The sequence below is a fragment of the Luteimonas sp. TWI662 genome (assembly GCF_039673825.1).
GTDB lineage: Bacteria > Pseudomonadota > Gammaproteobacteria > Xanthomonadales > Xanthomonadaceae > Luteimonas.
Map to the genome: position 1 here is coordinate 17,762 of NZ_JBDJMI010000009.1, position 20,326 is coordinate 38,087.

General features: G+C 68.1%; 18 protein-coding genes and 1 tRNA gene. 3 read left to right on the forward strand and 16 right to left on the reverse strand.

Annotated elements, in window-relative coordinates; genetic code table 11:
- Positions 1 to 159: 159 nt before the first annotated feature.
- The 9 genes from ABE488_RS08185 to thrS form a co-directional block, all read right to left on the reverse strand.
- A tRNA-Pro gene (locus ABE488_RS08185) sits at positions 160 to 236 on the reverse strand.
- A 48-nt stretch (positions 237 to 284) separates the two neighbouring features.
- Positions 285 to 641 (reverse strand): MerR family transcriptional regulator, encoded by a 357-nt coding sequence (locus ABE488_RS08190; RefSeq protein WP_047136502.1) that lies wholly within the window; start codon positions 639 to 641, stop codon positions 285 to 287.
- A complete protein-coding gene (locus ABE488_RS08195) occupies positions 634 to 951 on the reverse strand; it encodes an integration host factor subunit alpha (protein ID WP_047136501.1) in 318 nt (105 codons plus the stop codon). The genes ABE488_RS08190 and ABE488_RS08195 overlap by 8 nt, the downstream gene beginning before the upstream one ends.
- 21 nt (positions 952 to 972) lie before the next feature.
- Positions 973 to 3,360 (reverse strand): phenylalanine--tRNA ligase subunit beta, encoded by a 2,388-nt coding sequence (pheT, locus tag ABE488_RS08200; RefSeq protein WP_346447796.1) that lies wholly within the window; start codon positions 3,358 to 3,360, stop codon positions 973 to 975.
- A 120-nt stretch (positions 3,361 to 3,480) separates the two neighbouring features.
- Positions 3,481 to 4,491, reverse strand: coding sequence for a phenylalanine--tRNA ligase subunit alpha (gene pheS, locus ABE488_RS08205; protein ID WP_346443511.1), 1,011 nt, complete (start codon positions 4,489 to 4,491; stop codon positions 3,481 to 3,483).
- Positions 4,492 to 4,657: 166 nt separating this feature from the next.
- Entirely contained in the window at positions 4,658 to 5,017 is a 360-nt protein-coding gene (gene rplT, locus ABE488_RS08210; RefSeq protein ID WP_047136498.1) for a 50S ribosomal protein L20, read from the reverse strand.
- A 13-nt stretch (positions 5,018 to 5,030) separates the two neighbouring features.
- Entirely contained in the window at positions 5,031 to 5,228 is a 198-nt protein-coding gene (gene rpmI / locus ABE488_RS08215; protein ID WP_047136497.1) for a 50S ribosomal protein L35, read from the reverse strand.
- A gap of 379 nt (positions 5,229 to 5,607) precedes the next feature.
- Entirely contained in the window at positions 5,608 to 6,153 is a 546-nt protein-coding gene (gene infC / locus ABE488_RS08220; protein ID WP_241943914.1) for a translation initiation factor IF-3, read from the reverse strand.
- Between the two features lie 66 nt (positions 6,154 to 6,219).
- Positions 6,220 to 8,127 carry a threonine--tRNA ligase gene (gene thrS, locus ABE488_RS08225; RefSeq protein ID WP_346447798.1) on the reverse strand — a complete coding sequence of 636 codons (1,908 nt, stop codon included), beginning with the start codon at positions 8,125 to 8,127 and terminating at the stop codon, positions 6,220 to 6,222.
- 307 nt (positions 8,128 to 8,434) lie between these two features.
- Between thrS and ABE488_RS08230 the strand changes: the two genes are divergently transcribed.
- Entirely contained in the window at positions 8,435 to 9,487 is a 1,053-nt protein-coding gene (locus ABE488_RS08230) for a LacI family DNA-binding transcriptional regulator (RefSeq protein ID WP_346443507.1), read from the forward strand.
- Here the strand turns inward: ABE488_RS08230 and ABE488_RS08235 are convergent.
- A complete protein-coding gene (locus tag ABE488_RS08235) occupies positions 9,466 to 9,858 on the reverse strand; it encodes a group III truncated hemoglobin (protein WP_346443505.1) in 393 nt (130 codons plus the stop codon). The two genes, ABE488_RS08230 and ABE488_RS08235, sit on opposite strands and share 22 nt — an antisense overlap.
- A gap of 162 nt (positions 9,859 to 10,020) precedes the next feature.
- Here ABE488_RS08235 and azu point away from each other — a divergent pair, with 162 nt between their 5' ends.
- Together azu and nirK are read left to right on the forward strand one after the other, a co-directional pair.
- On the forward strand, positions 10,021 to 10,476 hold the full coding sequence (gene azu, locus ABE488_RS08240; RefSeq protein ID WP_346443503.1) for an azurin: 456 nt from the start codon (positions 10,021 to 10,023) through the stop codon (positions 10,474 to 10,476).
- A 472-nt stretch (positions 10,477 to 10,948) separates the two neighbouring features.
- Positions 10,949 to 12,118, forward strand: coding sequence for a copper-containing nitrite reductase (nirK, locus tag ABE488_RS08245; protein ID WP_346443501.1), 1,170 nt, complete (start codon positions 10,949 to 10,951; stop codon positions 12,116 to 12,118).
- A gap of 461 nt (positions 12,119 to 12,579) precedes the next feature.
- Here nirK and ABE488_RS08250 read toward each other — a convergent pair whose 3' ends face one another.
- From ABE488_RS08250 to ABE488_RS08275, 6 genes are all read right to left on the reverse strand, one after another.
- Positions 12,580 to 12,975: a SirB2 family protein gene (locus ABE488_RS08250; RefSeq protein WP_346447800.1), complete on the reverse strand. Its 396-nt coding sequence runs from the start codon at positions 12,973 to 12,975 to the stop codon at positions 12,580 to 12,582.
- A 94-nt stretch (positions 12,976 to 13,069) separates the two neighbouring features.
- Positions 13,070 to 14,293, reverse strand: coding sequence for an NnrS family protein (locus tag ABE488_RS08255; RefSeq protein WP_346447801.1), 1,224 nt, complete (start codon positions 14,291 to 14,293; stop codon positions 13,070 to 13,072).
- Positions 14,294 to 14,598: 305 nt separating this feature from the next.
- Positions 14,599 to 15,348, reverse strand: a complete 750-nt coding sequence (locus ABE488_RS08260) for a helix-turn-helix domain-containing protein (protein WP_346443496.1) — start codon at positions 15,346 to 15,348, stop codon at positions 14,599 to 14,601.
- Positions 15,349 to 15,371: 23 nt separating this feature from the next.
- Positions 15,372 to 16,784: an oxygen-independent coproporphyrinogen III oxidase gene (gene hemN, locus ABE488_RS08265; protein ID WP_346443495.1), complete on the reverse strand. Its 1,413-nt coding sequence runs from the start codon at positions 16,782 to 16,784 to the stop codon at positions 15,372 to 15,374.
- 176 nt (positions 16,785 to 16,960) lie between these two features.
- Entirely contained in the window at positions 16,961 to 18,685 is a 1,725-nt protein-coding gene (locus ABE488_RS08270) for an alpha-amylase family glycosyl hydrolase (protein ID WP_346443493.1), read from the reverse strand.
- 56 nt (positions 18,686 to 18,741) lie between these two features.
- A complete protein-coding gene (locus tag ABE488_RS08275; protein WP_346443492.1) occupies positions 18,742 to 20,220 on the reverse strand; it encodes an MFS transporter in 1,479 nt (492 codons plus the stop codon).
- Positions 20,221 to 20,326 lie beyond the last annotated feature (106 nt).

Consider the following 20,326-nt stretch of genomic DNA (forward strand, 5'->3'; position numbering starts at 1 on the left):
GATTCCGACGATTCGCCCGCGCATCGATGGCGTCCCAGATCCGAAGCCGCGATTGGAGGCCGGCCTGGCCCGCCGGGCAAGCCTACGGCGATCCAGCCACCAGGCCGCAGTCAGGTGGGCGCGCCAAAAAAAGACCCGCGCAAGGCGGGCCTCAATATTTGGTCGGGGTAGCCGGATTCGAACCGACGACCACTTGTCCCCCAGACAAGTGCGCTACCAGGCTGCGCTATACCCCGGAAAGCTGGGCAGTATACCCGTTGGCGGGCGTTTCGCCCATGCCTGCGTCAACGCTTGAGCAGTTGCAGCACGTCCTCGAGCTCCATGCGCACCTGGCGCACGATCTGGCTGCTGAGCGCCGACTCCTGCTTGGCGCCCTCGCCTTCCAGCCGCAGGCGCGCGCCGCCGATCGTGTAGCCCTGCTCGTAGAGCAGGCCGCGGATCTGGCGCACCATCAGCACGTCGTGGCGCTGGTAGTAGCGGCGGTTGCCGCGGCGCTTGACCGGGCTCAGGCTGGGGAACTCGGTCTCCCAGTAGCGCAGCACGTGCGGCTTGACGTCGCACAGCTCGCTGACCTCGCCGATCGTGAAGTAGCGCTTGGCCGGGATCGGCGGCAGTTCGCGGTTGCTGCCCGGATCAAGCATGAGCAGCTCCCGCGCCGACGGTGCCGGTGTAGGCCTCGACCCGCTCCTTGAGCTTCTGCCCTGGGCGGAAGGTGACCACCGTGCGCGCGGAGATCGGAATCTCCTCGCCGGTCTTGGGGTTGCGGCCGGGGCGCTCGTTCTTGCGCCGCAGGTCGAAGTTGCCGAAGCCCGACAACTTGACCTGGCGGCCGTGCTGCAGCGCTTCGCGCAGGACGTCGAAGAACGCATCGACGAACTCCTTGGCCTCGCGCTTGTTCAGCCCGACTTCTTCGTAGAGCTTCTCGGCCATGTCCGCCTTCGTCAACGCCACGCCCGCATCCCCTTGTGCACCTCAGCCTCGGATCTTCGCGCCGTGGTCGCGCGCCAGCGCTTCGACCACGTTCGCGACCACTGTTTCGACATCGCGATCGGTCAGAGTGCGTGAAGTTTCCTGCAGAATCAAGCCCATGGCGAGACTCCTGAAACCCGATTCGACGCCCTGCCCGGCATAGCGGTCGAACAGCCGGATCCCGGTCAGCAGCGGACCGGCGGCCGCGCGTGCGGTGGCCTCCAGCGCGGCCCAGTCGACTGCGTCGGGGGCGACGATGGCCAGGTCGCGACGCACCGACGGAAAGCGCGAGAGCGGCGCCACACGCGGCAGCGCGCGGGCCTGCAGCGCCGCGGCATCGAGCTCGAACGCCACGACCGACACGTCGATATCCAGCGCGCGCAGCAGGCGCGGATGCAGCTCGCCGATCCAACCGACCTGCACGCCATCGCGCAGCACGTCCGCCGAGCGGCCGGGGTGGCCATGCGCCGCGGTCGAGCGCCTGAACGTCAAGTGCGCGCCCGCGACCGTGGCCAGCGCCTCGAGGTCGCCCTTGAGGTCGAAGTAATCGACCGGCCGCGCCGGTTGGCCCCACTGCTCGGCCTGCGCATCGCCGGCCACGGCCGCTGCGACCCGGAGCGTCTCCACCGGCGCGCCCGCCGTTCCCGATGCCCGATCCGCGCTTTCGAACACCTTGCCGAGTTCGAACAGCCGCACGCGCGTCTGCTGGCGGGCGAGGTTGCGCGCCAGCGTCGCGACCAGCCCCGGCAGCAGCGCGGTCCGCATGACGCCCAGTTCCGCGCTGAGCGGGTTGGCCAGCGGCACGGCGCCGTCTTCGGCCTGCCAGGCCGCAAGCAGTGCGGCGTCGACGAAGGCGAAATTGACCGTCTCCAGGCAGTCACGGGCCACCAGTTGGCGACGCAGTTCGGCCTCGGCGACCTGGGTCTCGCTGGGGGCGGCGATGCGTGTCGCGCCGCCGGGCAACGTCGTGGGCACGCGGTCGTAGCCGTGGATGCGCACGACCTCTTCGATCAGGTCCTCCTCGATCGCCAGGTCGAAGCGCCGCGTCGGCGCAGTGACCTGCCAGCCCTCGGCATCGGCGACGACCGCCAGCCCGAGCGCGCGCAGGATGCGCTCGACCTCGGCGTCGTCGACGGTCAGCCCGAGGACGCGCGCCAGCCGTGCGCGGCGCAGCGCGATCGTGCGCGGCTGCGCGAGATGCGCATCGAGCTCGGCGGCCGTCACCGGGCCCGCCCGGCCACCGGCGACATCCAGGATCAGCCGCGTCGCGTACTCGAGTGCGGTGCGCGGCAGCTCGGGGTCCACACCGCGTTCGAAGCGATGCGCGGCATCGGTGTGCAGGCCCAGGCGTCGGCTGCGACCGATGATCGCGTCGGGGGCGAAGTGCGCCGATTCCAGGAACACGTTGCGCGTGGCATCGGTCACCCGCGTATCGAAGCCGCCCATCAGGCCGGCGAGCGCGACGACGCGGTCGTTGTCGGTGATCGCCAGAAACTGCGGGTCGAGCGTCGCGTCGCGGCCGTCGAGGAGCTTGAGCGTCTCGCCCTGGCGCGCACGGCGCACGCCGACCGGACCGGCCAGCAGGTCGCGGTCGAAGGCGTGCATCGGCTGGCCGAGTTCGAGCATCACGTACTGGGTGACGTCGACGAGGAAGCTGACCGGGCGGATGCCGCTGCGGCGCAATCGCTCGGCCATCCACACCGGGGTCGGACGCGTCGCGTCGACGCCCTCGATCACCCGGCCCAGGTACCGTGGCGCGTCGCTGCCGGCATCGAGGGTCACCGGCAACGCGGCGTCCGATGCGATGTCCACGGGCGGCGCCTGCAACCGCGCGACCTGGCTGCCGAAGGCGGCGGCGACGTCGAACGCGATGCCGCGCACGCTGAAGCAGTCGGCGCGGTTGGGGGTCAGTTTGAGCTCGATCGTGGCGTCCGGCAGGCCGAGATAGTCGGCCAGCGGACGGCCGACCGGCGCGTCGTCAGGCAGTTCGAGCAGCCCCGAGGCATCCGCATCGAGCCCCAGTTCCTTGGCCGAGCACAGCATGCCGTTGGACGCGACGCCGCGCAGCTTCGCCGCCTGGATCGTCAGTTCGCCTACACGCGTGCCGATCGTCGCCAGCGGCGCAACCAGGCCCGGGCGCGCATTCGGCGCACCGCAGACGATCTGCAGCGGCGCCGCGCCGCCGACGTCGACCTGGCACACCTGCAGCCGGTCGGCTTCGGGGTGCTTGTCGGCCGAGACGATGCGCGCCACGACCACGCCCTCGAGCGCGCCGCCCAAGGGCACGATGTCCTCGACCTCCAGGCCGATCGCGGTCAGCGTCGCGGCCAGATCCTCGCGCGATGCCTCGGTGCGCACGTGCTGGCGAAGCCAGCTTTCGGAAAATTTCATGCTGAAATTCCGTGATTCGTCATAAGTGAGTCGTGATTCGAAAAGGTGGCGTGGCCCGATGGCGCGGCGTGCGTGATCCGTCTGTGTCGATCACGGATCACGCATCGCCGATCCCGGCCCTCAGGCGAACTGCCTGAGAAACCGCACGTCGTTTTCGAAGAACGCGCGCAGGTCGTCGACGCCGTAGCGCAGCATGGCGAAGCGCTCCACGCCCATCCCGAACGCGAACCCGGTATAGCGCTCGGGGTCGATGCCGACGGCCTTGAGCACATTGGGGTGGACCATGCCGCAGCCCAGCACCTCCAGCCAGCGGGTGCTGCCGTCGGCCTGCTGCCAGGCGATGTCGACCTCGGCGCCGGGCTCGACGAACGGGAAGTAACTGGGGCGGAAGCGCATTTCGAAATCGCGCTCGAAGAAGGCGCGCACGAATTCGCTGAGCGTGCCCTTGAGGTCGGCGAACGTCGCGTGCTCGTCGACCAGCAGGCCTTCGACCTGATGGAACATCGGCGAGTGGGTCTGGTCGCTATCGGAGCGATAGACCTTGCCGGCGGCGATCATCCGCAGCGGCGGGCGGTGCTCGCCCATGTAGCGCACCTGCACGCCGGAGGTGTGCGTGCGCAGCAGGCGCGCGACGCCGGCCGCGTCAGGCGCGAAGTAGAACGTATCGTGCATCGCGCGCGCCGGATGGTGCGGCGGGAAGTTCAGCGCCTCGAAGTTGTGCCAGTCGTCCTCGATCTCCGGACCGTCGGCCAGTTCGTAGCCCAGCCGGCCGAAGATGTCGGCGATGCGCTCGAGGGTGCGGCTGATCGGATGCACGCCGCCGCGACCGGCGTCGCGTCCGGGCAGGGTCACGTCGATCGTCTGCGAGGCCAGGCGCGCATCGAGCGCAGCGTCCTCGAGCGCGGTCTTGCGCCGGGCCAGCGCCGCGCCGATCGCATCGCGCGCGCGGTTGATCGCCTCGCCGGCGGCCTTGCGCTGGTCGCCGGGCAGCGCGCCGAGCGCCTTGAGCTGGGCGGTGATGCTGCCGCTCTTGCCCAGCAGCGACACCCGCAGCGCTTCGAGCGCCTCGGGCGTGGCCGCCGCGTCGATGTCGGCCAGCGCCTGGCTCGACAGGGATTCGATTTCGCTCATCTACAGGCCCGTCACTGATGAAAGGTCCGCGTCGCGCAGACGCCCGGAACCGGGCGGCGCACGTTCGGATGCCGCAAAAAACGATGGGGAAGGACTTGCGCCCTTCCCCACGTGGCCGCCGGACGGATCCGGCGGCAGTACCGCTTTACGGTGGAGACGACGGCCTTTAGGCCGCCAGCGCGCCCTTCGCCTTCTCGGCGAGCGCGGTAAAGCCAGTGGCATCGTGCACCGCGATATCGGCCAGGACCTTGCGGTCCAGCGTGATGCCGGCCTTGAGCAGGCCGTTCATGAAGCGGCTGTAGCTGATGCCGTTCAGACGGGCCGCCGCGTTGATGCGCGTGATCCACAGCGAACGGTAGTCGCGCTTCTTCTGCTTGCGACCGATGTAGGCGTACTGGCCGGCCTTGATGACGGCCTGCTTGGCGACGCGGAAGACCTTGCGACGGGCGTTGTAGTAGCCCTTCGCGCGGCCGAGGACCTTCTTGTGACGGCGACGCGCTTGGACGCCACGCTTGACTCGTGCCATGGTTCAGTCCTCCTCAGAGATACGGCAGCATGCGGTCGAGACGACCGCTGTCGCACGCCGGAATGTGGTTCGTCTGGCGGAGATTGCGCTTCCGCTTCGTCGCCTTCTTGGTGAGGATGTGGCTGCGATTGGCGTGGCCGGCCTTGTACTTGCCGGAAGCCGTCTTCCGGAAACGCTTGGAAGCGCCCCGGTGCGTCTTGATCTTGGGCATTGCGAGAGTCCTTGTGGGATACGAGTACTGACCGGGCGGTGGCCTTCACCACGCTTTCCATCCATGCCCATGCCGGTGTTCAGGCCTCGATCCCCGCGGGATTCCGGCCGGTCCTGATACCGCTCAAACCACCCGGACAGGCCGGGAGCCGCGCATTATGCCGCGCGCCGCTTTGGCTTGCAAATCATCGGCTTGGCCTTGCTGCAGCAGGCGCCCGCGCGCGCCTGGGCCACGAACATGAGAGCGCCCAGAGACCGAGCGGCCGGGCGGTGGCGTTGCAGGGACGCAAAAAAGGCGCCTTGCGGCGCCTCTTTCGGAGCCTGCCCCGTGACCGGGACAGGCAAGCCGGATCCTGCATCGCGCCCGAGGGCGCGACCGGTCAGCGCTTCTTCGGCGCGATCATCATCACCATCTGCCGGCCCTCCAGGCGCGGCCGCGACTCGATGACGATGTCCTCGCCCAGGTCGGCCTCGATCCGCGCCGCCATCTCGCGGCCCAGCTCCTGGTGGCTCATCTCGCGGCCACGGAAGCGGATGTTGACCTTGATCTTGTCGCCTTCTTCCAGGAAGCCCCGCATCTTGCGCAGCTTGATCTGGTAATCGCCCTCGTCGGTGACCGGCCGGAACTTCAGTTCCTTGATCTCGACCTGCTTGGTCTTCTTCTTGGCCTCGTTGGCCTTCTTCTGGGCTTCGAACTTGAACTTGCCGAAGTCCATGATCTTGCAGACCGGCGGGTCCGCATTGGGCTGGATCTCGACGAGGTCGAGCCCCTCCTCCTCGGCGGCGCGCAATGCATCGTCGCGCGAGAGCACGCCGATCATTTCTCCGTCCGAACCGATCACGCGCACACGGGGTACGCGGATATCCTGGTTACGCCGATTCTGCTTGTCAGGGGTGCTAATACTGCAATCTCCGAAATGGAACATGCCGCCGGCTCGTCAACCAACGGGGCGACCGGCGCGGCCGATGATGGCGCCGCGCCGGTGAAGAACTCATGCTGACACCGGCTCCGCGCGGAGGCGCGAAACGAAATCGCCGACCGGCATTGTGCCCAGATCTTCCCCGGACCGCGTCCGAACCGCGATTGCGCCGTTTTCCTTCTCGCGGTCTCCGACCACGAGCAGATACGGCACCCGCTGCAGCGTGTGCTCGCGGATCTTATAGCCGATTTTCTCGTTCCGCAAATCCGCCTCGACCCGGACACCTTGATTCGCAAGGGATTTCCGCACCACCTCGACGAAGTCGGCCTGGGCGTCGGTGATGTTCATCACCACCGCCTGCACCGGGGCCAGCCAGGCGGGGAACTGCCCGGCATGGTGCTCGATCAGGATGCCGATGAAACGCTCCATCGAACCGACGATTGCCCGGTGCAGCATGACCGGGGTGCGGCGCTGGCTCTGCTCATCGACGTACTCCGCGCCCAGGCGCCCGGGCATCATGAAATCGACCTGCATCGTGCCCAGCTGCCAGGTCCGGCCGATGGCGTCCTTGAGGTGGTACTCGATCTTCGGGCCGTAGAACGCGCCCTCGCCCGGCAGTTCCTCCCAGGCCACGCCGCAGGCCGACAGCGCATTGCGCAGCGCGGCCTCGGCCTTGTCCCAGGTCGCGTCATCGCCGAGCCGCGACTCGGGCCGCAGCGCGATCTTGATCTGGATGTCCTGGAAACCGAAATGCGCGTAGACCGCCAGCGCCTGCTGATGGAATGCGGTCACCTCCGACTCGATCTGCGCCTCGGTGCAGAACACATGGCCGTCGTCCTGGGTGAAGCCGCGCACGCGCAGGATCCCGTGCAGCGCGCCGGACGGTTCGTTGCGATGGCACGAGCCGAACTCGCCGTAGCGGATCGGCAGGTCGCGGTAGCTGTGCAGGCCCTGGTTGAAGACCTGCACGTGGCCGGGACAGTTCATCGGCTTCACCGCATAGGTCCGCTTCTCGGACTCGGTGAAGAACATGTTGTCCTTGTAGTTGTCCCAGTGGCCGGACTTCTGCCACAGCGAGACATCGAGGATCTGCGGACACCGCACCTCGCCGTAGCCGCTGTCGCGGTAGACGCGGCGCATGTACTGCTCGACGACCTGCCACAGCGCCCAGCCCTTGGGGTGCCAGAACACCAGGCCCGGCGCTTCTTCCTGCAGGTGGAACAGGTCCTGCGCCTTGCCGATGCGACGGTGGTCGCGCTTCTCGGCCTCCTCGATGCGCTGGATATAGGCCTTGAGCTGCTTGGCGTCGGCCCAGGCGGTGCCGTAGATGCGCTGGAGCTGCTCGTTCTTGGAGTCGCCACGCCAGTACGCGCCGGAGATGCGCGTGAGCTTGAACGCCTTGAGGAAGCGCGTGTTGGGCACGTGCGGGCCGCGGCACATGTCGACGTACTCCTGGTGGAAGTACAGCCCCATCTCGGTGATGTCCGGGCCCATGTCGTCGATCAGCCGCAGCTTGTAGTCCTCGCCGCGCGCCCGGAACGTCTCGATGACCTCCGCACGCGGGGTCATCTTCTTGATCACGTCGTACTCGGTGTCGATCAGCTCGCCCATGCGCTTCTCGATCGCCGCCAGGTCCTCGGGCGTGAACGGCCGCTCGCTGTAGACGTCGTAGTAGAAGCCCTCGTCGATCACCGGGCCGATGACCATCTTGACCTCGGGGTAGAGCTGCTTGACCGCATGCCCGACCAAGTGCGCACAGGAGTGACGGATGATCTCCACGCCCTCCGGGTCCTTGGGCGTGAGGATCTGCAGCGAGGCGTCGTGGTCGATCAGATCGGACGCGTCGACCTGACGGCCGTCGACCTTGCCGGCGACCGTGGCCTTGGCCAGGCCCGGGCCGATCGACTGAGCGACCTGCATGACCGTGACGGGGTGTTCGAACTCGCGGCGACTGCCGTCGGGAAGCGTGATGGTGATCATGGACGTAAAGGGTCTAAGAGAGGTGGTGGTGGCGAAAGCGGGCCGATCGCAGACTGGCGACCGCCGTTCCCGACGCGATGCGCGGCGCACAAAAAAAGCGCCGCGAGGGCGCCGTCAAGGACCCGCGGGAACGATCAGTGCTGGAAGGGGGTAGTGCTCATGTCGCACGCTCGGCCGGCGCAAACGCGGGCCACCTGTCGGCTGGAGGGACGCCAGTGGCCGATTCTAGCCCAGAACGCCCGACCGGCGCTGCGCGCGCGGCGGCCGTGGCATCATGCGGTCGGCCCCAGCGCCGCAACCGCGTGCGATGACGATCAAAGGCAAGCCTACCTCCCTCGATATCGCCCACCTGGCCGGCGTGTCCCAGCCGACCGTCTCGCGCGCATTGCGCGGCCACCCGTCGGTGAGCCGGGACACGCGCGAACGTATCCTCACGATCGCCCGCGAGCTCAACTACAAGGTCGACAAAAACGCCTCCAACCTGCGCTGCCAGCAGTCCGGCACACTGGCGTTGCTGTTCTTCGAAGAACCGGCGGACGACGCGATCAATCCGTTCTTCCTGTCGATGCTCGGCGCGATCACCCGGGCCTGCGCGCTGCGCGGCTACGACCTGCTGATCTCGTTCCAGCAGCTGTCCAGCGACTGGCACGCCGATTACGAGGACTCCCACAAAGCCGATGGCCTGCTGCTGCTGGGCTACGGCGATTACCTCCAGGCCCGCGACCGGCTGCAGCAACTGGTCGAACAGGGCACCCGCTTCGTGCGCTGGGGTGCGGCGCTGCCGGGCCAACCGGGGGTGTCGATCGGCAGCGACAACTTCCAGGGCGGCCGGGCAATGGCCGAGCACCTGCTCGCGCAGGGGCGCCGGCGCATCGCGTTCCTCGGCGATGCCTCCGCGCGCTATCCGGAGTTCCAGGAGCGCCATCGCGGCCTGGTCGCGGCGCTGGCCGAGGCCGGGCTGACCGCCGGGCATGCCTTGCAGGTCGATGCGGTCACCAGCGAGCAGTCCGGCTTCGAGGCCGCCCGCGCCCTGCTCGACCGCGGCACGCCGTTCGACGCGATCTTTGCCGGCAGCGACCTGATCGCGATCGGCGCAATGAAGGCGCTGCACGAGCAGGGCCTGCGGGTGCCCGACGATGTCGCAGTCGCCGGCTTCGACGACATTCCGCTGGCCGCGTTCGTGACCCCGGGGCTGTCAACCGTGCAGCAGGACACGCGCCAGGCCGGCACGCTGCTGGTCGACACGCTGATCGCGCAGATCGAAGGGGCGCCGGTCGAAAGCCGGACGATTCCCGGCCGGCTGGTGCTGCGCGGCTCGACCGGCGCGCCGCCGCCCGCTCAGCCGCGTGCGTCGCGGTAGCGCGCCAGGAACGTCGCGGCGACCCGCTCGGCCATCTCGTCGGCCAACTGCTGCATCGGCGCATTGCCCAACTCGGCGGTGGTCTGGCGGAACAACGCCAGCCAGCGCGCAAACATCGCCTCGTCGAGCCCGTCCAGTCGCATGTGCCGCTGGACCGGCGCCCCGCGGAACCGGCGCGTCCCGCGCAACATCGCCGACCAGAAGTCGACCAGCAGCGCCAGGTGGGCCGGCCAGTCCTCGACATGCGCCTCGAACACCGGCCCCAGCCGCGCGTCCGCGCGGACCCGTGCGTAAAAGGCGCGGACCAGCCGGGCCACCTCCTCCTCGGTGCACAGGGCAGGACCGGGTGCGGCTATCGAGCTGTCGGGCATGGGCGGTGCGCCGGGCCGTAAGCGCCCGGGATGAACGGCAGGAAAGCGCATCATCCCGTGGCGCGAGCTGGAAGGCCAGGAATGATCCAGATCAAGGCGCGGCGGTCGACAACGCGGGAAGATGCCCCACGCAAGAAGACCAGACCCCAACGGAGACGCTCCATGAACACCCGTACGATGCTGCTCGGCCTCGCCCTCCTCGGTGCCGCCGGCATGGCCCACGCCACCCCGAACTGCAAGGTCAGCCTGAAAGGCAATGACCAGATGCAGTTCGACCAGAGGACCGCCACGGTGTCGGCGAGCTGCCGCACGGTCACGATCGAACTCGCCCACGTCGGCAACCTGCCGGTCACGGCCATGGGCCACAACGTGGTCCTGACCGCGACCCCGGACGCCGATGCAGTCGCCCGCGATGGCATCAAGGCTGGCGCTGCCGCCGACTACATCCAGGCCGGCGACAAGCGCGTGCTGGCGCACACCAAGCTGATCGGTGGCGGCCAGACGGCCACGATCACCCTGCCCGGCTCGGCGCTCAAGGCCGGTGGCGACTACACCTACTTCTGCTCGTTCCCGGGCCACTCGGCGATCATGCGCGGCAAGCTGGTCGTCCAGCCCTGACCGCTCACTCCGGGCCCCTGGCCCGAATCGCGACACCAGGCGCCACCTTCGGGTGGCGCCTTTTTTTGGTCTCCGCCGCAATGCGGGACTGGGCACCACGTCGCATGGCTGCGCCCCCGCAAGAACCGGGGTCAGAGTGCAATTTCGCGAGGCGAAATTGCACTCTGCCCCCGGTTTCTCGACCCCGGTCTTTCTTTGCTGTTTCGCTTCGATGACGGCGACTTCGAAGACCTGGACCGCACGATCACTGGGCTTCCAGACCGGCCAAGATCAATTTCTCAGCATGGCATTCCAAATCGATTGATTTGAATCAACATCATCCCTGATCGAAATCAATTGATTCGAATTGAACAATCAACAATGGATTATTTGCTCACATATTCTTGATCCCGATCAAGGCGGCAGATAATCCCAGGACACATAGTGTTTTCACGCCAATAACAAGCGAACGGAAACAAAGGAGACACCCCAGATGAATGTCCTCAAGACCAGCCTGCTCGCCGCCGCGATCGCACTCGCAGCCTCCCCTCTGCTGTCCAGTCCGGCCCAGGCGGTCGACGCCAAGGACCTCGTCAACGCGACGCTGCGCGATGCGCCGGATCTGGCCAACCTGCCGCGCCAGCATGTCGAACTCAAGCGCCCGCCGTTCGTCCACGACCACGACCAGGTGGCCAAGGGCGGCCCCAAGGTCATCCAGTTCACGCTGCCAATCGTCGAGAAGGAAATCGTCATCGACGGCCAGGGCACCACGATGCATGCGATGACGTTCGGCGGCTCGGTGCCGGGTCCGCTGATGGTCGTGCACGAAGGCGATTATGTCGAACTCACGCTGGTCAACCCCGCCACCAACTCGATGGTGCACAACATCGATTTCCATGCGGCCACCGGCGCGCTGGGCGGCGGCGACCTGACGGTCATCCAGCCCGGTGAGGAAGTGGTGCTGCGCTGGAAGGCCACGCGTCCGGGCACGTTCGTCTACCACTGCGCGCCCGGCGGCCCGATGACGCCCTGGCACGTGGTCTCGGGCATGCAAGGCACGGTAATGGTGCTGCCCCGCGACGGCCTGAAGGACGGTGACGGCAAGCCGCTGCACTACGACCGCGCCTACTACGTCGGCGAGACGGACTTCTACGTCCCGCGCGATGCCGACGGCAACTTCAAGACCTATGGCTCGCATGCCGAGGCGCTGCCCGACACGTTGGCCACGATGAAGAGCCTTACGCCCTCGCACATCGTGTTCAACGGTGCCGTCGGTGCACTGACGGGTGAGCACGCAATGACCAGCAAAGTCGGCGAAACGGTGCTGCTGGTGCATTCCCAGGCCAACCGCGACAGCCGCCCGCACCTGATCGGGGGCCACGGCGACTACGTCTGGGAAGAAGGCAAGTTCAACAACGCGCCGGCCAAGGACCTGGAGACCTGGTTCATCCGCGGCGGCTCGGCCGGTGCCGCGCTCTACACCTTCCGTCAGCCGGGCCTGTATGTGTACCTCAACCACAACCTGATCGAGGCCGTCCTGCTCGGTGCGGCCGCACACATCAAGGTCGACGGCGACACGTGGAATCACGACCTGATGACCACGCCGGCCCCGGCCGGCCCGATCAAGGCCAGCACCAGCCTGGCGCTGCCTGCCGACAAGTAAGTCACGCGCTCTCTCCAGCGCCCTGGGCCACCTCTGCATTGCAGGGGTGGCCTGTCTTGTTGCGGCCTGCGTCGGATCGGCGGCGTGGCCGCACGACCGGACACACCGGAAGCGACACGCCCCGAATGCATGCCCACCCATGCCGATAGCCCCGCCCTTCCCCGCGCGCCGGGAAGGTGAGACAAGAGGCCGGCTCGCGACCCCATGCGCAGCGCGCGGGAATCCGGGGATTCATTGCCGAAGGCGCTCTGCCGGCGATGCGCACCGGGCGTGCACGACCGCATGCTGACCGTCGCGACAGGCGCGCGCGGCAGTGACACAGCGCACGCGCATCGGTGCGGCGATCCACCCATGGCTCGACTTGCGCGACGACCTCGACGTCTGCGTATCGTCGAAGACACGCAGGCCATCGCCGTGGCATCGATTTTGAGCGCTCCTGTCTCGCCCGTGGCGGCGCACGCTCAGAGCAGGTAGAAGAGCCCCAATGGGTGATGCGCACGGGCGATGCAATAGATCTGCCCGAACGTCAGCAACGCGACGACATAGAGCACGATGCGCGTACGCCGCGACCGCTTGTCGCCGAAGGCCAGAATGCCCAGCACGACGTAGACCACGATCAGCACCAGCTTGGTCGCCAGCCAGCCGTTGGCATAAAGCGCGCCAGGCAGGATGGTCAACAGCATCATCGCTGCGGTCAGCAGCGCGGTGTCGATCGTATAGCTGGCGTAACGCACGACGGCCGCCTTCGGCCAGCGCATGCCGGCAAGCAGCGCCGCACCCCGCAGCGCGAACAGCGCGCCGCTGGTCAACGCCAGCCCCATGTGCGCGTGCTTGATCTGGGGATAGAACTCGATCATCGAAACGGACCCTCGACGCGAAGCCGGCCAGCGCGCCAAGGTCGCGACACGGCCGGCGATGAAAGCAGCAGCATGCCCGACGCCCCTGCGACCGTCATCCGGGCTTGCCGTCGGCGCGCGGCGACAGATAGATGGCGCCGATACGGGCGACCCACGGACCGAGCACGACCAGCCATCCAAGCGCGGACACCGCCAGCCACAGCATCGTGTCGGGCAGCACCTCGGCCGAGATCCGCAGCGCGGCGACGACCTGGATGCCAACGAACGCCCACCACGCGGTGCCGGTCATGCGCAGCGGGCGCCCGGAATGGCCTTGGGTGACGCGCGTCACCATCGCGACCAGCACGCTGCCGAACAGGCCGATGAACAAGGCGTGGGCCGGCGCACGGCCGAGCAGGAACGTGCCGCTCTTCAGATACAGCAGGCTCTGCGCGGCATGCAGTACGAACGTCACCGGCCACCACAGCAGCCCGAAGAACAGTGTCGTCAGCAGCCCAGGCGCAGCGCCCCGCGGCCACCAGCGCCACAGGGTATACAGAGCCAGGGCGAGCATCGGCAGATCGACCAGCCACAACCAGGCGTAGGCGTGTACGAGTTCGAGCGCCAGATGCGCGGCCAGCAGTGCCCATATCGCGCCGAGCCACCACATCGGCCGCCAAGCGACGTAACCAGGCACGGCATTGCCGGCGAAGAACGGAAACATCCGGTGCGCGACGGTGAGGTATACAGGCGCCAGCAAGCCGAAGGTACCGAGCTTGATGCTGACGAGCACCAGCCAGGGCGAGCCGGTCGCAACGAACCCGGCGAAGCACACCAGCCCGGCCATGCCCAACCACAACGCGGCCAGGCACGACCAGGCATGCCAGGTGCGACCGCGCTCGGCCAGCACCAGCCGCGTCAGCAGCCACAACCCGGCGCCCCAGCCAGCCAGTGTCATGAGCAGGCCGATCGTCAGCGCGACCTCCAGCCCCATCGCCGCGCACAGCAACAGCCCCTGGCCGCCCATCAGCCCGATGCCGACCGGCAGGTACTGCCAGCGCGGCACCTCGCGCAGGCCCATCCAGCGAGGGAACGTGGTCAGCAGGAAGCCGAAGAAGAAGCTCGGCAGCACCTGGTACTGCATCACGAACGCATGCAGCCAGCCCGGATAGGTCGCGGCCTGCGGCATCGCGGCGCCCAGCGACCCGCGCTGGGACACGAGCCAGGCCGCCCACCACAGCATGGCCAGCAGCAGATTGCCCGCACCGATGAAAAACATCAGTCGGTGCGGCGCCACGGTCAACCACTGCGGGGAAAGACGGAATGCAGGTATTTTCATGCGGGCATCTTCGGCCCTGCGCCACCGGAACGTCGTTGACATGGGTCAACCCACCGCGCGACGGCGCCTCGAACGTCCGCGTCGGGTGTTCCGGTCCACGGTCGCACTCGCGTCCAACGTCATGCAGCGCGACCGCTCTGAACCAGCAGGCGTCGTGGATGGGACATCCTCACCCCGGCACGCACAAAGGGCCGGGGCCGCATCAGCCCGACCGCGACCTGCGGTTGGTACACATCAACGAAGCGGGGGACACCATCCCGTCGCCGGGGGCTGCCTGTGCGCCCGCATCCACGGCCGAACGGCGCTCAGTCGCGCAGCACGTGGTGGGCCAGGGCCTCCAGCGCCACCGGCTGCAGGATCTCCAGGTCGCGGCGGTCCACGCGCAGCACGCCGTCGTCCTGCATCCGCCGCAGCACGCGGCTGACGGTCTCCGGCGCCAGGCGCAGGTAGTTGGCGATATCGGTGCGCGGCATCATCAACCGCAGCCGCGTGGCCGAAAAGCCGCGCGCCGCGAAGCGGCGCGAGAGCGTGACCAGGAACGCGGCCAGCCGCTCCTCGGCGCTGAAGTTGCCGGTCAACAGCGAGGCCTTGCCGATGTCCTGGCTCAGCAGGTTGAACAGGTGCCGCTGCAGCCCGGGCATGCGCCCGGCGAGCGTGGCCATCATCGGGAACGAGAACCTGCACAGCATCACCGTATCCAGCGCGACCGCATTGCAGGGGTAGCGGGCGCTGTGAATGGCGTTGAGGCCGATGACCTCGCCGGGCAGAAAGAAGCCCAGCACCTGCTCGCGGCCATTGCCGTCGATGACGTAGGTCTTGATGGTCCCGGCGCGCACCGCGGCGATCGCGTTGAACGGCGCCCCCTCCCGGAACACGTAGTCGCCCTCGCGGAACGGGCCGACGTGTTCGACCAGCACATGCAGGTCGCGCAGATCGGACTTGTCGTAGCCCTCGGCCAGGCACGCCGAGGAGAACGCACAGGTGCTGCAGAAGCGGATCTCGTCGCCGTCGTCGGCCATCGGGCTGGGCCGCGCTCGCGGCTCAAGGCCGGCCATGGGCGAACTCCGGACGCGCGGCGTCAGATCGTGCGGGAATAGCGGGGCTGCTCACTCGGCTTCTGCAGGTACCGGTCGAAACACATCGCGATGATACGCAGCAACGGACGTCCTCTGGACGTGGCCCGGATCGTCGTGGGCGTGCACTCGACCAGCGCATCGGCCTGCAACGGCGCCAGCGCCGCCAGCTCACCGGCGAAATAGGCTGCAAAGTCGAGTTCGTAGGCGCGCTCGATCGCGCCGATGTCGATCTCGCCCTGGCACATCAGCCGCTGGATCAGGTCGGCGCGCAGCACGTCGTCGTGGCCGAGCACCAGGCCTCGCCAGATCGGCAGCGTGCCGGCGTCGATCGCCGCTTCCCACTCGCTCAGGCCACGGTGGTTCTGCGAGAAGCTGTCGCCGACATGGCTGATCGCACTCACGCCCAGCCCCACCAGATCGGTCTGCGCGTGCGTGGTGTAGCCCATGAAGTTACGGTGCAGCCCGCCCTCGCGCTGGGCCCGCGCCAGTTCGTCGTCGGGCAGTGCGAAGTGGTCCATGCCGACGTAGCGGTAGCCCGCCGCCGCCAGTTTCTCGACCGCCAGGCCCAGCAGCGCGAGTTTCTCCTCGGGTGCCGGCAGCGTGGCGGCGTCGATCTGGCGCTGCGGCCGGAACACATCCGGCAGGTGCGCATAGCCATAGATCGCGAGCCGGTCGGGACGCACCTGCATCACGGTGTCGAGCGTGCGGCCGAAGCCCTCGAGCGTCTGCTTGGGCAGGCCGTAGATCAGATCGACGTTGAGCGAGCGCATGCCGTAGCGACGGCTGGCCTCGATGATCTCCAAGGTCTGCTCGACGCTCTGGATGCGGTTGACCGCAGCCTGCACGGCCGGGTCGAAATCCTGCACGCCGAGGCTCGCGCGGTTGAAGCCGATCTCGGCCAGGCGGCCGATGTCGTCGGGGGTGACGAAGCGCGGGTCGAGCTCGATCGAAAAATCGCGCGCCGGGTCCTGGCTGAAGCGGAAGTGCGACCCGAGGCTTTCGACCAGCTCGGCGATCTGGTCGGGGCCGAGGAAGTTCGGTGTGCCGCCGCCCAGGTGCAGCTGCACCACCTCGCGATCGGCGTCGAACAGCGGCGCGACCATCGCGATCTCGCGATGCAGGCGGTCCAGGTAGACCTGCCCGCGTGCCTCGTCGCGGGTGATGATGCGGTTGCAGCCGCAGTAGAAGCAGGGGCTGCGGCAGAACGGCACGTGCACGTACAGCGACAGCTGGCGTGGGATCGGGTCGTCGTTGCCGCGCCTCGCGAGCGCCTGGAAGTCGACCTCGCCGAAACCGGGCAGGAACTGCGGCGCGGTCGGGTACGAGGTGTACCGGGGCCCGGGCCGGTCGTAGCGGCGCAGCAGGTCCGGGTCGAAGGGCCAGTCCTGCGGACAGGCGGAAGCGATGGTGGTCATGCGGCCAGTATCCGCGACAGTGTGTCGCTCCCGCCTTGACTGAAGTCAATCCGATCAACCGGATACGCGCATTCAGGTACAACGAGTCGCGGGGCGCGTGCGCCGCGGCACACGCGAAGACTCGGACCGGTGTCCGCTGCGGTGCCGGGCGGACGCAAGACGCCCGTGCACAGGCCTCAGAGCCGAGGTCCGAGCCGCCCCTCCATCGCCTGCGCAAGCCGGGCGCGCAGGTCGGCGCGCCGCGGCGGCGCGTCGAGCACGAACACCCGCAGCCCGTGCGCGGGCACGGTGGCCTGCAGCCGGTCGGTCACCGCACGCGTGCCGCCGTCGAGCGCGTCGCGCCAGGCCCCTGGCTCGAGCCAGCGGGTCACTTCGGCCTGCCACGGCGCTTCGCCCTTGTTGAGCAGCACCAGCGCGATCTGCGCACGACCGTCGACATCGAGCACGCGGTAGAACGCAGCATGGTCGCCGACGAGCCCGAGATCGAGCTGCAGCCCGCGCTGCAAGGCCGGGGTCGTGCGGCGCAGGTTCGCGACCCTTGTCAGCGCGACGTGGATCGGATGCGCGGCGGCGGCATCGACGCGCGCCTGGCCGAAGTAGGCGCGATTGCCGGCATGCTCGGCGCGGCCGCGCATGAAGCCGGTCTCCGAGCCGTAATAGATCACCGGGATGCCGCGCGCCGTGAACAGCCAATTGTGCGCGTCGATGAAGCCGGCATCGCTGGCGTCCATGCGCGGCATGTCGTGGTTGTCGTAGAACGTCGTCAGCTCGTACGGGTTCGCGTACGGCCCGTTTTCCAGATACAGCGACGATGCCAGACGCTCGAAGCCCGCGCCTTTGGCGAAGACCTCGTCCATCGCCTGCTTCATCGGGAAATCCAGCACGCTGATGCCGCCATTGCCGGGCCATGTGTGCTCGGCGATCCGGTTGGCATCGAACTCGAACGCCTCGCCGAACATGAAGAAGCCCGGATGCCGGGCGCGGATGCGCTCGGCGAAATCGCGCCAGAACGCATGCGGCATCCAGGCGATGGTGTCGACCCGGAACGCATCCGCGCCCTGGTCGATCCACTGCAGGTAGGCACCAGCCAGATAGTCCATGACCGCAGGATTGGCGGCGTCGAAATCGCCGAGCTGGGCGAGGTTGCCGTCGAAGATCGAACCGGTCTTCGCGTCGACCGGGCCGACGTTGCTGTAGAACGCGTGCAGCGGGTTGCCCGCCGGGTCGAGTTGCTGCGGCGGCAGATTCTGGTGGTCGGCGACCAGCCTGCCCTGCGCATCGAAGATCTGGCCGAACCCGGGCTGCGCGCTGGGCATCGTCCACGACGGCGAGCCGTGGTTACCGACGATGTCGAGCACGGTCTTCAGGCCCGCGGCGCGCATGCCGTCGGTGAAACCGCGGAAATCGAGATCGGCGCTGGGCAGGTGTTCGTCGAGCCTGTAGAAGTTCGTGCCCCAGTAGCCGTGGTAGCCGGTCTTGCCGCGGTCGCTCAGCGTGCTGTTGCAGGCGATCGGATCGCCGCCGGTGAACGCCTCGTCGGGATTGTCGACGATCGGCGTGATCCACACCGCGCCAAAGCCCATGGCGCGGATGTAGCCGGCGTTGTCGAGCACGCCGCGGAAGTCGCCGCCCAGGTAGCCGATGTTGCCATCGATGCCGTCCGGACACCGGACCGGGATGTCGAACGTGCGGTGCGCCCCGCCCTGCTCGCGGCGGTCGTTGCTCGGATCGCCATTGACGAAGCGGTCGGTGACCACGAAGTACACCGCGTGCTCGGCGAACGGCTCAAGCGTGCCGTAGACGCCTGTCGTCTCGGCGACACCGGGTGCATCGCGCGTCGCGACATGGCTGCAGCCGGCGCACAGCAGCGCGGCGAGCAGAAAGAGGGACGTTCGCGGCATCGCGCGGCTCCTGACGTGGGAACGGGAGGAAAGATCGGCCGGTCGGGCCGCGCGGCTCACGCGCCACGCGGGCGCGAGACCCGCAGCACGCACAGCCCCGCGAGCGCTAGGCTGGCGCCGCCGAGCATCAGCACCCGCATCGGTTCGCCATCGAACACGCGCCCGAGCAGGAAGCCCAGCGTACTGACCGCCACCAGCTGCGGAATCACGATGAAGAAATTGAAGATGCCCATGTACACGCCCATCTTCTCGGCCGGCAGGCTGTCGGACAACAGCGCATAGGGCAGCGACAGGATCGAGGCCCAGGCAAACCCGACACCGACCATCGAGGCGAGCAACCAGCGCGGATCGTCGACGAATGCGATCGACAGCAGACCCAGCGCACCCAGCATCAGGTTGACCAGGTGCGCGCCGCGCAGGCCCACACGACGTGCCAACCACGGGATCACGATCGCGGCCAGCGCGGCGAAGCCGTTGTAGGCGGCGAACAACACGCCGACCCAGTTGGCGCCATCGTTATAGGCCGCCGACTGCGGATCGCTGCTGCCGTAGTGGGTCTGCGCCACCGCCGCGGTGGTGTAGATCCACATCGCGAACAGGCCGAACCACGAGAAGAACTGCACGACCGCCAACTGGCGCATCGTCGTGGGCATCGCATGCAGGTCGGCAGCGATCGTGGTCAGCATCCGCTGCGGCGCGAGCCGCGCGGCGACCAGCCGCAGCAGGCCGTAGCCCAGCGGCAGGCCCGCCAGCACATAGAGCATGCGGTCCAGGCCGAGCGCGGCCACCGCGACGATGCCGGCCACGCCGACCAGCAGCCAGGCGAGTCCGCCACCGGCCGGCGGCACCGACGCGTCGGCGGCCGGCAGCGCGCCTTCGGGCGTCGCGTCGTCGAATGTGCGCAACACGTCGGGCGGGTACTCGCGCGTGCGCACCACCGTCCACAACACGGCCAGCAGCAGCACCGCACCGCCGAACCAGAACGCATAGCGCACCGTATCGGGCACCTCGCCCGCCGCGGCGGTATTGGCGACGCCCGCCTTGGCGAGCACGAACGGCAGCGCACTGGCGATCACCGAGCCGACGCCGATGAAAAAGCTCTGCATCGCGTAGCCGGTCGGACGCTGGCGCGGCGCCAACTGGTCGCCGACGAAGGCGCGGAACGGTTCCATCGACACGTTCAGCGACGCGTCGAGCACCCACAGCGTGCCGGCGGCGATCCACAGCTCGGGCGAGGTCGGCATCACCACCAAGGCGGCGGTCGAGAACAGCGCGCCCCACAGGAAGTACGGGCGACGGCGGCCCAGCCGCGTCCAGGTACGGTCGGAGAAGTAGCCGATCACCGGCTGCACCAGCAGGCCGGTCAACGGGGCGGCGATCCACAGGCCGGGCACCTGCTCGATGTCGGCGCCGAGCGTCTGGAAGATGCGGCTGACGTTGGCGTTCTGCAGGGCGAATCCGAACTGGATGCCCAGAAAGCCGAAGCACATGTTCCAGATCTGCCAGAACGACAGTGACGGTTTGCGGTTGCCCATCGCTGGCAGGCCCCTCCCAAGGTCCGCTGCGCCGACGCAGGCTGCGCAGGCCAAGCCATGGTAGCGAGCGCGCGCTCAGCGGCGGCGACCTGCATACGTATTCACG